Source organism: Erwinia sp. 1181_3 (genome assembly GCF_052824965.1).
The window spans coordinates 148,761-164,668 of the sequence record NZ_VTDE01000009.1 but is presented as its reverse complement, the minus strand read 5'-3'; the positions used below and the strand labels follow the sequence as shown (position 1 = coordinate 164,668).

Genomic DNA, 15,908 nt, shown 5'->3' with positions numbered 1-15,908 from the left:
GATTTAACCATTGCCATGTATGTCCCCTATTTAGAACAAAATCAGAACGTTAATAGTTGCTGAATCGAAGCAATCCTCCTCTGCATTGCCTGTTTCCTCACCACTAATGAGTCGATCGTTACTCTATACTGAGCAATGAGATGAAACATTTTCAATAATCGGATGAGTACTCGACATTCGGGCAGAGGCACGTTATCTTTGGCTGTCTGGATGTCTAAACGTATAAGCGTATGTAGTGAGGAAGCAGGTCATGCCGATCAGGGTACCCGATGAATTACCAGCCGTAAGTTTTTTGCGCGACGAGAACGTCTTTGTTATGACGTCCACGCGTGCCAGCACGCAGAATATTCGCCCGCTGAAAGTGCTGGTACTGAATTTGATGCCAAAGAAGATCGAAACTGAAAACCAATTTTTGCGTCTGCTTTCTAACTCCCCGCTGCAGATCGACATCCAGCTACTGCGCATCGACAGCCGCGAGTCACGCAATACGCCATCGGAACATCTGAATAACTTCTACTGTAATTTCGAAGACATTCAGAATGATAACTACGATGGACTGATCGTGACAGGTGCCCCGCTCGGGCTGGTCGACTTCTGCGATGTCGCGTACTGGCCGCAAATCCAGAAGGTTTTGCACTGGGCAAAAGAGCACGTGACTTCCACGTTATTTGTCTGTTGGGCTGTACAGGCGGCACTGAATATTCTGTATGGCATTCCAAAACAGACCCGCGAAAACAAATTATCAGGTGTGTTTGAGCATCAAATCTTACATCCTCACGCACTGTTAACGCGCGGCTTTGACGATACCTTCCTGGCGCCACATTCACGTTATGCTGACTTCCCCACTCAGCTACTGCGTGACTATACTGACCTGGAAATTTTTGCTGAGTCGGACCAGACCGGTGCATATCTGTTTGCCAGCAAAGACAAACGCCTGGCCTTTGTCACCGGCCATCCTGAATATGATGCACTGACGCTGTCCGGTGAATTCCACCGTGATTTTGATGCGGGCCTGAATCCGGAAGTGCCCTTTAACTACTTCCCGAATGACAACCCGGCATTGCCACCGCGTGCCAGCTGGCGTAGTCACGGTAACCTGCTGTTCTCCAACTGGCTGAACTACTACGTATACCAGATCACACCGTTCGATCTGCGTCATATGAACCCAACACTCGAGTAAACACTCCCCCTGTTCTGTTACCAGGTGGATCATCGATCCACCTTAAACACCGCCCACTCCCCCCTCTCTCATTTTGCTGAATCCAGTCACCCGATCGCGATCTCATTATTCTGTGAAAACAACTTCCTGTTGATTTGTAATTTTAATTATATATAAATCAATTCATTGAGTTCATATTGAGTTTAAAATGGAAATAGTTTTTGATTTTGAAATTTAACTGATGCTATTTTGATCCTGCAGTTCAAAGATTGTTCAAAGAAGATCGCCGGGTAACACATTGCATACCCGGTAGCATCGATGACAGGAGCAAACAGATGACACAGCAGGTAATTAGCAGGGAACTGGCCTTCCAGCGCGCATTTGGTGAGGATGAACAGCAGATTCTCACCGATGAAGCCGTCGATTTTCTTAGCGATCTGGTGGTGAAGTTCACGCCGCGCCGCCAGGCACTGCTATCAGAACGTGCACGGATACAGTGCCGGATTGATGGGGGAGAGCTCCCATGTTTTATTTCGGAAATGGATTCCATTAAAAATGGCGAGTGGACAATCCGCGGTATTCCAGCAGATTTGCAGAACCGCAGAGTCGAGATCACCGGCCCGGTAGAGCGCAAGATGGTCATCAATGCGCTCAATGCTAACGTGAATGTGTTTATGGCTGACTTTGAAGACTCGTTGGCCCCTGCATGGGACAAAGTGATCGCCGGACAGATCAATCTGCGCGATGCGATCAACGGCACCATCAGCTACACCAATGAGGCCGGGAAGATCTATCAGCTGAAGCCCGATCCGGCAGTACTGATCTGCCGTGTTCGCGGCCTGCACCTGCCTGAAAAGCATGTCACATGGCGCGATGAGCCGATCCCGGGCAGCCTGTTTGATTTTGCGCTCTACTTTTTCCACAACGTGAATGCGCTGCTGGCAAAGGGAAGCGGGCCTTACTTCTATCTGCCGAAAACCCAGTCGTATCAGGAAGCGGCCTGGTGGAGTGATGTGTTCAGCTACACCGAAGATCGTTTCGATCTCCCGCGTGGGACGATCAAAGCGACCTTGCTGATCGAAACCTTACCGGCCGTTTTCCAGATGGACGAGATCCTCTGGCACCTGCGCGATCATATTGTTGGCCTGAACTGCGGCCGCTGGGATTACATCTTCAGCTACATCAAAACCCTGAAAAATCATCCCGATCGTGTTTTACCCGATCGCCAGTCCGTGACGATGGATCAGGGTTTCCTGGATGCGTATTCACGCCTGCTGATCAAAACCTGTCACCGGCGCGGCGCGTTCGCGATGGGGGGAATGGCAGCGTTTATTCCCAGCAAAGACGCAGAGCGCAATCGGTGGGTGCTGGACAAAGTACAGGCCGACAAACAGCGTGAAGCGGCTAACGGTCACGATGGCACCTGGATTGCTCACCCCGGTCTGGCCGATACGGTGATGACCATTTTTGACCAGGTGCTGGGTGAACGTCCAAACCAACTCCAGGTGATGCGTGAACAGGATGCAGACATCACCGCAGAACAGTTGCTGGCCCCCTGTGCGGGTGAGCGTACTGAAGAGGGTATGCGCGCCAATATTCGGGTGGCTGTGCAGTACATCGAAGCCTGGATCAACGGCAACGGCTGCGTGCCTATCTATGGACTGATGGAAGATGCCGCCACCGCTGAAATCTCACGTACCTCAATCTGGCAATGGATTCATCACCGCAAAACGCTGCAAAGCGGTGAAGTGGTCACTGAAGCCCTGTTCCGCAAGATGCTGACAGAAGAGTTGCAGGTGATCCGGCAAGAGCTGGGTGACTTACGCTATCACGAAGGGCGCTTCGATGAGGCCGCTTCACTGATGGAACGCATTACCACTGAATCCGAACTGGTTGAGTTTCTGACTCTGCCGGGCTACCGCTTACTTCCCTGAACCCTGACAAGGAGCTCCATCATGACTTCTCGTACCCAACAGATTCAGCAGACAGAACAATCCTGGCGCGATGCACGCTGGGATGGCATCACCCGTCCGTACAGCGCTGAAGAGGTGGTCAAACTGCGTGGCTCGGTTAACCCGGTCTGTACGCTGGCCCAAAATGGAGCAGAAAAACTCTGGGCGCTGCTTAATGGCGGCGCAAAGAAAGGTTATATCAATAGCCTGGGCGCACTGACGGGCGGGCAGGCACTGCAACAGGCGAAAGCGGGGATTGAGGCGATCTACCTCTCCGGCTGGCAGGTGGCGGCCGATGCTAACCTCGCCGCCAGCATGTACCCGGACCAGTCGCTGTATCCGGCTAACTCCGTCCCGTCGGTGGTGGAACGCATCAATAACACCTTCCAGCGTGCCGATCAGATTCAGTGGTCATCGAATATTGAGCCTGGCGATCCGCGCTATGTGGACTATTTCCTGCCGATCGTGGCCGATGCGGAAGCCGGATTTGGCGGTGTACTCAATGCCTTTGAACTGATGAAGTCGATGATTCAGGCCGGCGCGGCGGGCGTGCACTTTGAAGACCAGCTGGCATCAGTGAAGAAGTGCGGTCATATGGGCGGCAAAGTGCTGGTGCCGACTCAGGAAGCGATTCAAAAACTGGTGGCTGCACGTCTGGCGGCTGATGTGATGGGCGTGCCTACGGTGTTGATTGCCCGCACGGATGCGGATGCAGCAGACCTGATCACCTCCGACTGCGATGATTATGACCGTGAATTTATTAGCGGAGAACGCACACCGGAAGGTTTCTTCCGCACCCATGCCGGTATTGAGCAGGCGATCAGCCGGGGTCTGGCGTACGCACCTTATGCTGATGTGATCTGGTGTGAAACCTCAAAGCCGGATCTTGAGCAGGCGCGGCGCTTTGCCGAAGCCATTCACGCGCGCTTCCCGGGTAAACTGCTGGCCTATAACTGCTCGCCGTCATTTAACTGGAAGAAGAACCTCGACGACAACACCATTGCCCGCTTCCAGCAGGCGCTGTCAGAGATGGGCTACAAATACCAGTTCATTACCCTGGCGGGCATCCACAGCATGTGGTTCAACATGTTCGACCTCGCACAGGCTTACGCACAGGGGGAAGGCATGCGCCACTATGTAGAGAAAGTACAGCAGCCGGAGTTTGCCGCGATTAAACAGGGCTACACTTTCTCCTCGCATCAGCAGGAGGTCGGAACGGGATACTTTGATCATGTCACCACCATCATCCAGGGCGGGGTGTCATCGGTGACGGCACTGACGGGATCGACGGAAGAAGAACAGTTCTGATCCTGGGTCGGGCATGCCCGACCCCTACACGTATCCGGGGCATGTCCGACCCGACACGTATCCCGGGTATGTCCGACCCGACACGTATCCCGGGCATGTCCGACCCGACACGTATCCCGGATATGTCCGACCCGACACCTATTCTGGGCCTGTCCGACCTCCACAGACTTCTGTAGGGGACGGGCATGCCCGTCCCTTCTTCATGCTGACGCCTGAGGTGAATCATGCCGATACTGGAAACCCTGATTGCCCGCACCATCCTGCAGGGATTTGACGCGCAGTATGGACGTTTTCTGGAAGTCACTGGCGGGGCGCAACAGCGTTTTGAACAGGCCGACTGGCAGGCGGTGCAACTGGCGATGAAAGCGCGTATCCATCTCTACGATCACCATGTGGGTCTGGTGGTAGAACAGCTGCGCTGTATTACCGCCTCGCAGTCGGAAGACCGTGATTTTTTGCAACGGGTAAAGGCCATCTACACCGATTTGCTGCCGGACTACCCGCGTTTTGAAATAGCCGAAAGCTTCTTTAATTCCGTCTACTGCCGTCTGTTCAGCCACCAGGCTCTGACGCCGGAACGACTGTTTATCTTCAGTTCACAACCAGAGCAGCGATTTCGCACCATTCCACGCCCACTGGCAAAAAACTTCAGTGCGGCCGATGGCTGGCAGTCTTTGCTGAGCCGTTTACTGCACGATCTGCCGTTGCGCCTGCCTTGGCAGGATATGGCGCGAGATATCCAGTATATCATTGCGCATCTGCGGGAAAACTTTAGCGCCAGTGAGCTGCAACAGGCGAATTTACAGGTCGCCAATGAACTGTTTTACCGGAATAAGGCTGCCTGGCTGGTTGCCAAACTGCGCACGCCTTCAGGAGTCTGCGCCTTCCTGCTGCCGATTCACCGCAGTGACGAAGGCACATTGTTTATTGATACCTGCCTGACGCGCAACCGTGAGGCCAGCATCGTCTTTGGCTTCGCCCGCTCCTACTTTATGGTGTATGCCCCGTTGCCTGCGGCGCTGGTTGAATGGCTGCGTGAGATCCTGCCGGGCAAAACCACGGCTGAACTCTATATGGCGATTGGCTGCCAGAAGCATGGCAAAACCGAAACGTATCGCGAATATCTCCACTATATGACCGCAACAACCGAGCAGTTTGTCGTGGCGCCCGGCGTACCAGGGCTGGTGATGCTGGTGTTTACCCTGCCGGGCTTTGATCGGGTATTTAAAGTGATTAAAGATCGCTTTGCGCCGCAGAAAGAGGTGACGCCAGAGCGGGTGCGTCAGTGCTATCAGCTGGTCAAAGAGCATGACCGCGTGGGCAGAATGGCGGATACCCAGGAATTCGAAAATTTTGCTATCGAAGAGAAGCGCATCAGCCCGGCGCTGCTGGCGCTGCTGGAGCAAGAGGTGCCGGAGAAATTGCAACGGAACGGGGAGATGCTGACCATCAGCCATCTGTATATGGAACGGCGTATGACCCCGCTTAACCTGTGGCTGGAGCAAGCCAGTGCGCAGCAACGACGAGAGGCGATAGAAGAGTACGGCAATGCGGTGAAGCAGCTGGCGGCGGCCAATATCTTCCCCGGCGATATGCTGTATAAAAATTTTGGCGTCACCCGTCACGGGCGGGTGGTGTTCTATGACTACGATGAAATCAGCTATATGACTGAAGTGAACTTCCGCGATATCCCCGCCGCACGCTACCCGGAAGATGAATTAAGCCACGAGCCCTGGTATAGCGTGTCGCCAGAAGACGTGTTTCCGGAAGAGTTTCGTCACTACCTGTGCGCCGATCCGGCCATCGCCACACTGTTTGATGAAATGCACGCGGAGCTGTTTCACGCCGACTTCTGGCGCGGGCTACAGCAGCGTATCCGCGCGGGTCACATTGAAGATGTGTTCGCCTACCGCCGCCGCCAGCGCTTCAGTCAGCGTTATCGTTCACTGCAAACGGCAGGTTAGCGCGATCCGCCGTATTCACGGGTGATCTCTTTCGCCGCTTTGATCACCAGTGCACCGATTTCGGTAACACGGTCGTCGGTAATGCGTGAGATCGGGCCGGAGATGGAAATCGCTGCGAAAGGTTCGCGGTGTTCGTCGTAGATGCAGGCGGCAATGCAACGCAGACCCAGCGCGTGTTCTTCATCATCAAACGAATAACCGGCCTTGCGTACCTGCGCAAGGTTCTCTTTCAGGCTGTGTGGTGACATCAACGTTTTCGGCGTGTAGTGATGTAGCCCCTGACGATGCAGTAGTTCGCTCACCTGCTTATCATCAAGGTTGGCGAGAAATGCCTTACCTGCACCGGAGGCGTGCATCGGCAGTTTGCCGCCAATCGGCGCTGACATGCGCATTAGCTGAGTGCATTGCACCTGATCGATAATCACCGCCTGGTGATCGCTGATGTCTAACACCGCCAGATTCACCGTTTCGCCGGAGGCCTCCATCAGTGTGCGTAGCATCGGATGGACCAGTGCCAGCAGGTTACGGCTTTGCAAAAAGCTACTGCCGACCACAAACGCGTGCGCCCCAATAGTCCACAGCCCTAAATCCCCGACCTGCCGCACAAATCCCTGTTGCTGCATAGTGGTCAACAAGCGATGTGTGGTGGAGTTAGGTAACCCGGCCTGCTGTGCCAGTTCAGTGAGCGCCACATTACCGTGGGACTCAGCAATAAATTCCAGCAGCTTCAGACCACGGGTTAACGACTGAACCTGCCCGGCAGGCGCAGCAGTAGATGCAGCGGCGGCACGCGGCTTCTTGCCGCGTTTCACGACGACGGGGGTGACCATACCTGACTCCTTTTTGCGCATTATGGAAATCATTTTCGTTCTATACCCGTCATACTTCAAGCTGCTTCTGCATTTGTCATCAGACTGAAAATGTCTCACCTGGCATCACTGTTACCCGCACAAAAGTTGTGCCAGTATGACGTGCTGGCAGTGGTGCCTGGGTGAGATGCTGAAGGGGAAGAGTGGTGAGTAACCGGATTGAAGCGCTGCATCAGCAGTTGAAAAAACGCATTATGCTGCTGGATGGCGGCATGGGAACCATGATCCAGAGCTACAGACTGGAAGAAGAGGATTTTCGCGGTGCGCGTTTTGCCGACTGGCCGAGCGATCTCAAAGGCAACAACGATCTGCTGGTGCTGACGAAACCCGAGATGATTAGCGAAATCCACAACGGCTACCTCGCCGCAGGTGCAGATATCCTCGAAACTAACACCTTCAACTCCACCACCATCGCGATGGCCGATTACCAGATGGAATCCCTGTCGGCCGAGATCAACTACGTCGCCGCGAAACTGGCGCGGGCCTGTGCCGACGAGTGGACGGCACGCACCCCGGATCGTCCACGCTATGTCGCAGGTGTGTTAGGGCCCACTAACCGCACCTGCTCCATTTCTCCTGATGTCAACGATCCCGCATTTCGTAATGTCACCTTTAACCAACTGGTGGAAGCTTACCGCGAATCCACCCGCGCGCTGGTGGAGGGGGGCGCTGACATCATCATGATTGAAACGGTGTTCGATACCCTGAATGCCAAAGCGGCGATCTTTGCCGTTAAAGAGGAATTTGAAGCGCTGGGGGTTGAGCTGCCGCTGATGATCTCCGGTACCATCACCGATGCTTCAGGCCGAACGCTCTCTGGCCAGACGACGGAAGCCTTCTATAACTCACTGCGCCACGCGGAACCGCTCTCCTTTGGCCTGAACTGTGCTCTTGGTCCAGACGAGTTACGTCAGTACGTAGCGGAGCTGGCGCGTATTGCCGAAGGGTATGTCACCGCACACCCGAATGCCGGGTTACCCAACGCTTTTGGTGAATACGATCTGGATGCGCAGATCATGGCCGAACAGATTGGTGAATGGGCGCAGGCCGGCTTCCTGAACATTGTCGGCGGCTGCTGCGGTACCACGCCAGAGCATATCGCGGCGATGGCGAAAGCGGTTGAGGGCGTTGCCCCGCGTCCGCTACCAACGCTGCCCGTTGCCTGCCGCCTTGCCGGGCTGGAGCCGCTGAACATCAGCGCAGAAAGCCTGTTTGTCAACGTGGGGGAACGGACTAACGTCACCGGCTCGGCGAAATTTAAACGACTGATCAAAGAAGAAAAGTATAACGAAGCGCTGGAAGTGGCTTTGCAACAGGTGCAAAGCGGCGCACAGATTATTGATATTAATATGGATGAGGGGATGCTCGACGCTGAAGCAGCGATGGTGCGTTTTCTCAACCTGATTGCCGGGGAACCGGATATTGCGCGTGTGCCCATTATGATCGACTCCTCGAAATGGGAGGTGATCGAGAAAGGTCTGCAATGTATCCAGGGCAAGGGCATCGTTAACTCGATCTCCATGAAAGAGGGCGTCGATCAGTTCCTGCGTCATGCCCGCCTGGTGCGGCGTTACGGTGCGGCAATGGTGGTGATGGCCTTTGATGAAGTGGGCCAGGCGGATACCCGTGCGCGTAAAATCGAGATCTGCCGCCGCGCCTACAAGCTGCTGACGGAAGAGGTCGGCTTCCCGCCGGAAGATATTATTTTTGACCCGAATATCTTCGCGGTCGCCACCGGCATTGAAGAGCACAACAACTACGCGATGGACTTTATCGGCGCCTGTGAAGACATCAAACGCGAACTGCCGCATGCGATGATTTCGGGCGGGGTGTCCAACGTGTCGTTTTCCTTCCGGGGTAACGACCCGGTGCGTGAAGCGATTCACGCGGTCTTCCTCTACCACGCTATCCGTAACGGCATGGATATGGGGATCGTGAATGCCGGGCAGCTGGCAATCTATGACGACCTGCCTGCCGACCTGCGTGATGCGGTAGAGGACGTGGTGCAAAACCGTCGCGACGACGGCACCGAACGTCTGCTGGAGCTGGCAGAGAAATATCGTGGCAGCAAAGCCGATGATGACAGCACCAAACCGCAGGCCGAATGGCGCAGCTGGGACGTGGCAAAACGCCTGGAATACTCGCTGGTTAAAGGGATTACCGAATTTATTGAAGTCGATACGGAAGCCGCACGCCTGTTGGCCGCCCGTCCGATCGAAGTGATTGAAGGGCCACTGATGGCCGGTATGAACGTGGTCGGTGACCTGTTTGGCGAGGGTAAAATGTTTCTGCCACAGGTGGTGAAATCAGCGCGTGTGATGAAACAGGCGGTGGCCTGGCTGGAACCCTATATTGAAGCCAGCAAAGAGAAGGGCAGCACCAACGGTAAAATCGTTCTGGCGACGGTAAAAGGCGATGTGCACGATATCGGCAAAAATATCGTTGGCGTGGTGTTGCAGTGTAATAATTACGAAATCATTGACCTGGGCGTGATGGTGCCCAGCGATAAGATCCTGAAAACCGCCCGCGAACACAACGCCGATATTATCGGCCTGTCTGGCCTGATCACCCCGTCACTGGACGAGATGGTCAACGTGGCGAAAGAGATGGAGCGCCAGGGCTTTACAATACCGCTGTTGATTGGTGGGGCTACCACGTCTAAAGCGCACACTGCGGTAAAAATCGAACAGAATTACAGCGGCCCGACGGTATATGTGCAGAACGCCTCGCGCACCGTGGGCGTGGTCTCTGCGCTGCTGTCTGCGACCCAGTACGATGACTTTGTCACCCGCACCCGCAAAGAGTACGACACCGTACGTATTCAGCATGCCCGTAAAAAACCGCGTACGCCGCCGGTGACTTTACAGGTGGCACGTGACAACGATTTTTCCTTCGACTGGGAGAATTACACACCACCGAGAGCACACAGGCTGGGTGTGAGCGAAGTGAGTGCTAACATCGAAACGCTGCGCAACTATATCGACTGGACGCCATTCTTTATGACCTGGTCGCTGGCCGGCAAATATCCGCGCATTCTGGAAGATGAGGTGGTCGGTGAAGAAGCCAAACGGCTGTTCGCCGATGCCAACGCGATGCTGGATCAGCTAAGCCGCGACGGTTCACTCAATCCGCGCGGTGTAGTGGGCATTTTCCCGGCGAACCGCGTCGGGGATGATATCGAAATTTACAGCGACGAATCGCGTACTGAAATTTTGCAAGTGAGTCATCACTTACGCCAGCAGACCGAAAAAAAGGGCTTTGCTAACTATTGTCTCGCCGATTTTGTCGCGCCGAAGTCGAGCGGTAAAGCCGACTATCTGGGCGCATTTGCCGTCACCGCAGGCCTCGAAGAAGATGCCCTGGCAGACGCCTGGGATGCACAGCACGACGACTACAACAAAATCATGGTCAAAGCATTGTCAGATCGCCTGGCGGAAGGTTTTGCCGAATATCTGCATGAGCGGGTGCGTAAAGTGATATGGGGCTTTGCCGCCACGGAAAACCTCAGCAACGACGAGTTGATTCGGGAAAACTACCAGGGGATCCGTCCTGCGCCTGGCTACCCTGCCTGCCCGGAGCACACGGAGAAAGCCACCATCTGGGAACTGCTCGATGTGGAATCCCACACCGGAATGAAACTGACGGAGTCCTTCGCCATGTGGCCGGGGGCGGCGGTGTCCGGCTGGTACTTCAGCCATCCGGAGAGTAAATACTTTGCCGTGGCCCAGCTACAGCGTGACCAGATTGAAGACTACGCCCGGCGTAAAGGGATGTCGGTCACCGACGTTGAACGCTGGTTAGCGCCTAATCTGGGATATGACGCTGATTAAAAACGTGTTCATTGCTCTTCATTGAGAATTGATAAGGTAATCATCGGCTAAACTAACACTATCAGCACAGCGGATGTTGTTACTGCTGTGCATAGTCAGTCTTTCTGAGTGATGAGGTCGATATCTGTGTTAACCCTGCTTAATCTTCTTTCTGCCGTGGCGTTGCTGGTGTGGGGGACGCACATCGTGCGTACCGGCATTATGCGCGTCTACGGTGCCGATCTGCGGCGGGTACTCAGCCGCAGCGTGGCAAAAAAACCGATGGCGTTTCTGGCGGGCATTGGTGTTACCGCCCTGGTGCAGAGCAGCAATGCCACCACCATGCTGGTGACGTCATTTGTCGCCCAGGAGCTGGTGGGGCTGACACCTGCGCTGGTGATCATCCTCGGTGCGGATGTCGGTACGGCGCTGATGGCGCGTATCCTCACGTTTGATCTCTCCTGGCTGTCGCCGTTGTTTATCTTCTTTGGCGTGGTGTTTTTCCTTGGCCGCAAACAGACCCGTGCGGGGCAGATAGGGCGTGCCAGCATCGGGCTGGGGTTAATTCTTCTGGCCTTACAGCTGATTGTTGCTGCTGCCACGCCGATCACCCAGGCCGCCGGGGTAAAAGTGCTGTTCTCATCACTGACCGGTGATGTGATGCTTGATTCACTGATCGGTGCGCTGTTCGCGATTATCAGCTATTCCAGCCTCGCGGCCGTTCTGCTGACCGCCACGCTGACGGCCACCGGGGTGATCTCCTTCAAAGTCGCCCTCTGTCTGGTGGTTGGGGCTAACCTCGGCAGTGGGCTGCTGGCGATGCTGAATAACAGCGCGTCGAACGCTTCCGGCAAACGGGTGGCGCTCGGCAGCCTGCTGTTTAAATTTATCGGCTCGCTGCTGGTGCTGCCGTTTATTGAGCCGCTGGCGGGATGGCTGGAGAAATTGCCGGTCAACGACGAAGAGTTAGTGATTTTCTTCCATGTGTTTTACAACCTGATCCGCTGCGTTGTCATGGTGCCCTTTGCCGAACCGATGGCTGCGCTGTGTCGTCGGCTGATCCGTGAGGAGCCGGAAACCGACCTGCGTCTGAAGCCACGCCATCTTGATCCCGGCTCACTGGATACGCCTGCGCTGGCGCTGGCTAATGCCTCACGTGAAACCCTGCGAATGGGGGATGTGATGGAACAAATGCTGGCGACCTTTAGCAAAGTTGTGCACGGTGAACTGCGGGAAGATCGCGAAATTCGCAAGTTGGATGATGATGTCGATGTGTTGTACACCGCCATCAAACTCTATCTGGCACAGATGCCAAAAGAAGACCTGCCGGAAGAGGATTCACGGCGCTGGGCAGAAATTATTGAGATGGCCCTGAACCTGGAGCAGGCCGGAGATATTCTTGAACGGATGAGTGGCGATGTGGCCGATAAATCACTGGCCGCGCGGCGCGCATTCTCGGTGGAAGGTTTACAGGAGCTGGATGCTCAGTTAGAGCTGCTGACCAACAACCTGCGCCTGAGCCTGTCGGTATTTTTATCCCGCGACATGACCAGTGCGAAACGCCTGCGTCGTTCCAAGCACCGTTTTCGCATCACCAACCGTCGCTACTCGCATGCTCATGTTGATCGTCTGCATCAGCATAATGTTCAGAGCATCGAAACCAGTTCGCTGCATCTGGGGTTACTGGGGGATATGAAGCGCCTTAACTCTCTGTTCTGCGCGGTGGCATACAGCGTGCTGGAGCAGGCGGATGATGACAGAGATGATGAGGAAAGTAGCAGAGTCAGGAAGGTGTAGGGGCCAGGCACGCCTGACCCGCTACGAATGTTAAAACAAACCCCAACAGCAGGTTATTTTTTCTTAATCGCTTTGCCAGACCAGTAACCCGCCAGCAGTGACCCGGACAGGTTATGCCACACGGAGAACAGCGCGCCTGGCAATGCTGCCAGTGGGGAAAAGTACATTTTCCCCAGCGCCGCGGCCAGACCGGAGTTCTGCATGCCCACTTCCAGCGCCAGCGTGCGGCAGGTGGATTCGTCGAAGCCAAACAGCTTGCCGCCCCAGTAGCCGCCCAGCAGACCAATGGCGTTATGCAGGATCACAGCGACAATCACCATCAGCCCCACTGAACCGATAAAGCCCTGGCTGCCTGCCACCACCGCACTGATGATCAACAGAATGCAGACCATGGAAAATGCAGGCAGGTAAGGCTCTACGCGTTTCACCAGGCCGTTCATGGTGTGGTGGATCACCAGGCCGAGGCTGATCGGCACGACGACAATTTTCACAATACTCAGCAGCATGCCCACCACATCCACCTGAATATGGGTATCGACATAGAATTTAGTCAGCAGCGGCGTAGCGAAGACCCCCACCAGCGCCGACACGGAGGAGATGGTTACGGACAGGGCAACATCGCCCTTGGCCAGATAGATCATCACGTTAGAGGCGGTCCCGCTGGCCACGCTGCCCACCAGAATCATACCTGCTGCCAGGTCAGGCGGCATATGGAACAGCTTTGCCAGGCCCCAGGCTGCCAGTGGCATCACCAGATAGTGCAGGAAGGTACCGGCAATCACCGGTGCCGGGCGGGTCAGTACCCGTTTGAAATCGCCGACGTTTAGCGTCACACCCATACCGAACATAATCAGCATCAGCAGGTAAGGCACATAAGGTCCCATGCCGGTGAAGGTCGTGGGCGTGTAATACGCGGCAACAGAGAGCAGGACTGCCCAGAGAGGAAACAGTCGGGTAACAGTGGCGAGCATAGAGAGACTTCCTTTTTAGAATCGCATTTTTTCTTTCAGCGAGTATGCAGATGATGCCAAATTGCCATAGCAAAACAACGCTCATCCCGAAGGATAAGACGTCGAAGATCATAGCATTAAAAATGGGGTGAAAAGTCAGCAAGTTCCGGCGGATATAAAGCAGAAAACCCCACCGGAGTGGGGTTCAGGCAGCACAGCATACTTCTTCTGCCGCCGACGAAAAAACCGGGCAAGGCCCGGTTTCATCATCATTCAAACAGGTTGCGGTGCAGCGTTTGGACAATTTTCTCTGCATCCTGTCCAGGGACAAGGAAGCAGAGATTGTAGCTGCTGGCACCGTAACAGATCATGCGCAGATTGAACGGCTCCAGCACGCCAAACACTTCTTTGCCCACGCCACAGGCCTGAGAAAGTTTGTTGCCGATAATCGCAACCAGCGCGAGATTCTCTTCCACTTCTACCCGGCACAGGGAGGAGAGTTCCGTCAGCAACGCCTGTGTCAGCAGGCTTTCTCCGGTCGAGGTTGAACCGGTGGTATCCAGCGTCAGCGCCACGCTCACTTCAGAGGTGGTGATCAGGTCAACGGAGATATTGTGACGCGCCAGAATGTTGAAGACTTCGGCAAGGAACCCGCGTGCATGCAGCATATTCAGGCTGTGCAGCGTCAGCAGCGTCTGTTTACGGCGCAACGCAAGGGCGCGGAACAGCGGCGGGTTCTCGGTTTTATTGCACACCATGGTGCCACCGGCTGACGGATCTTTGCTGGAACCGACAAACACCGGAATATCACTGCGGACCGCAGGCAACAGCGTCGCCGGATGCAGCACTTTCGCGCCAAATGTCGCCATTTCAGCAGCTTCTTCGAAGGTGATCTCATCGATACGATGGGCAGTATGCACCACGCGCGGATCGGTGGTGTAGATACCCGGCACGTCAGTCCAGATATCAATGCGGCTGGCATGCAGCGCTTCACCCAGCAGGGCAGCCGTATAGTCACTGCCGCCACGGCCTAGCGTGGTGGTGCGGCCCTGTGCTTCACTCCCGATAAAGCCCTGTGTCACCACCAGCGCTTCGTCAGTGCGGGATTTCAGCTGGGTGTTAACCAGTTCGTTCAGCAGCGTGACGTTTGGTTCTGCGCGGCCAAAGCGGTCGTTAGTGCGCATCACTTTACGCACATCGAACCACTCTGCGGCGACCTGACGCTGGCGCAGGATCTCAACAAACAGCAGGGTGGACATCAGTTCACCGTGGCTGACCAGTTCATCGGTCAGGGCGGTAGAGGGCGACAGTGCTGCCGCTTCGGACAGCATACTGATGTTGTCCAGCATGCGGTCGATTTCGTCACGGATGACCGTCGGTTGATCCAGTGCGTCAATGATCGCGTACTGAATACGGCGAATGTCGTCGAGCAGGGAAGCACGCTGTTTTGGCTGCTGGCCTTCAGCCAGCGCAACCAGCAGATTGGTCACACCCGCAGAGGCGGATAAGACAACCAGACGCACATCGGGATTGGACAGCACCACATCAGCGCTGCGGTTCATAGCGGTAAAGTCGGCCACACTGGTGCCGCCAAATTTCGCCACGATCAGATTTTGAGACATTACGATGACTACCTTCGTGTCAGGATTTATTCCATCAGCTTGGCACAAGGGAAGGAGCACAACAGGGGAGGACGTAGAATGAAGGCTACGAGTCACCCAGAAGCGCCCCACCTCGCCGCCCGACTACCGGACGTTGCTGGTGACAACCCAGAGGATTCAGCCCCTGCGGTCGATACGCCCCACTCCGCGTGGTTGATACCTCGGCGTCGCTCCCCATCATGCATTATCAAAGGATTCGGTTCCTCCAATACACTGCCTGGGCGACGCGCCTCTTCTGGCTTACACATTGCGTAAGTTGCGCATAGAAATATCGGGTTATGGCGCGGCTGTCAACGCTTGTCGGCTAATGATTATTCATTTTCGTTATACCCGGGAAGGTATCACTCGTGCTAATCACTTTTGGATCAAAAATCATCGTTTAGACCATAAGCGTCAATTCTTATAAGCACGGTCCGGGCTATAATTTTTTCTCGTAAAA

9 protein-coding genes and 1 riboswitch are annotated in these 15,908 nt (G+C 55.0%); of the genes, 6 read left to right on the top strand and 3 right to left on the bottom strand.

All coding sequences use genetic code 11. The features are described 5' to 3' along the window. Positions 1–250 precede the first annotated feature (250 nt). The 4 genes from metA to aceK all read left to right on the top strand — a co-directional run bounded on the left by metA (position 251) and on the right by aceK (position 6,383). Positions 251–1,180, top strand: a complete 930-nt coding sequence (gene metA / locus FY046_RS19115; RefSeq protein WP_133846944.1) for a homoserine O-acetyltransferase MetA — start codon at positions 251–253, stop codon at positions 1,178–1,180. Between the two features lie 314 nt (positions 1,181–1,494). Then, positions 1,495–3,093, top strand: a complete 1,599-nt coding sequence (gene aceB, locus FY046_RS19110) for a malate synthase A (RefSeq protein ID WP_167864284.1) — start codon at positions 1,495–1,497, stop codon at positions 3,091–3,093. Between the two features lie 21 nt (positions 3,094–3,114). Then, the gene (aceA, locus tag FY046_RS19105; RefSeq protein ID WP_133846946.1) at positions 3,115–4,419 is read left to right on the top strand and encodes an isocitrate lyase; all 1,305 of its coding nucleotides are present in this window, start codon (positions 3,115–3,117) and stop codon (positions 4,417–4,419) included. Between the two features lie 224 nt (positions 4,420–4,643). Next, positions 4,644–6,383, top strand: a complete 1,740-nt coding sequence (aceK, locus tag FY046_RS19100) for a bifunctional isocitrate dehydrogenase kinase/phosphatase (protein ID WP_133846947.1) — start codon at positions 4,644–4,646, stop codon at positions 6,381–6,383. Here the strand turns inward: aceK and iclR are convergent. Continuing rightward, positions 6,380–7,213, bottom strand: coding sequence for a glyoxylate bypass operon transcriptional repressor IclR (iclR, locus tag FY046_RS19095; protein WP_133846948.1), 834 nt, complete (start codon positions 7,211–7,213; stop codon positions 6,380–6,382). The genes aceK and iclR overlap by 4 nt on opposite strands. 185 nt (positions 7,214–7,398) lie before the next feature. On the opposite strand from iclR, the gene metH reads away from it, so the two are divergent. After that, the gene (gene metH, locus FY046_RS19090; RefSeq protein ID WP_133846949.1) at positions 7,399–11,082 is read left to right on the top strand and encodes a methionine synthase; all 3,684 of its coding nucleotides are present in this window, start codon (positions 7,399–7,401) and stop codon (positions 11,080–11,082) included. A 126-nt stretch (positions 11,083–11,208) separates the two neighbouring features. Next, entirely contained in the window at positions 11,209–12,858 is a 1,650-nt protein-coding gene (locus FY046_RS19085; protein ID WP_133846950.1) for a Na/Pi cotransporter family protein, read from the top strand. 53 nt (positions 12,859–12,911) lie between these two features. Here the strand turns inward: FY046_RS19085 and panS are convergent, their stop codons facing one another. Both panS and lysC read right to left on the bottom strand, forming a co-directional pair. Next, positions 12,912–13,829 (bottom strand): ketopantoate/pantoate/pantothenate transporter PanS, encoded by a 918-nt coding sequence (panS, locus tag FY046_RS19080; protein ID WP_133846951.1) that lies wholly within the window; start codon positions 13,827–13,829, stop codon positions 12,912–12,914. A 248-nt stretch (positions 13,830–14,077) separates the two neighbouring features. After that, positions 14,078–15,430, bottom strand: a complete 1,353-nt coding sequence (lysC, locus tag FY046_RS19075; protein WP_159336734.1) for a lysine-sensitive aspartokinase 3 — start codon at positions 15,428–15,430, stop codon at positions 14,078–14,080. Between the two features lie 92 nt (positions 15,431–15,522). Next, positions 15,523–15,712: riboswitch (Lysine riboswitch) on the bottom strand. Between the last annotated feature and the right edge of the window lie 196 nt (positions 15,713–15,908).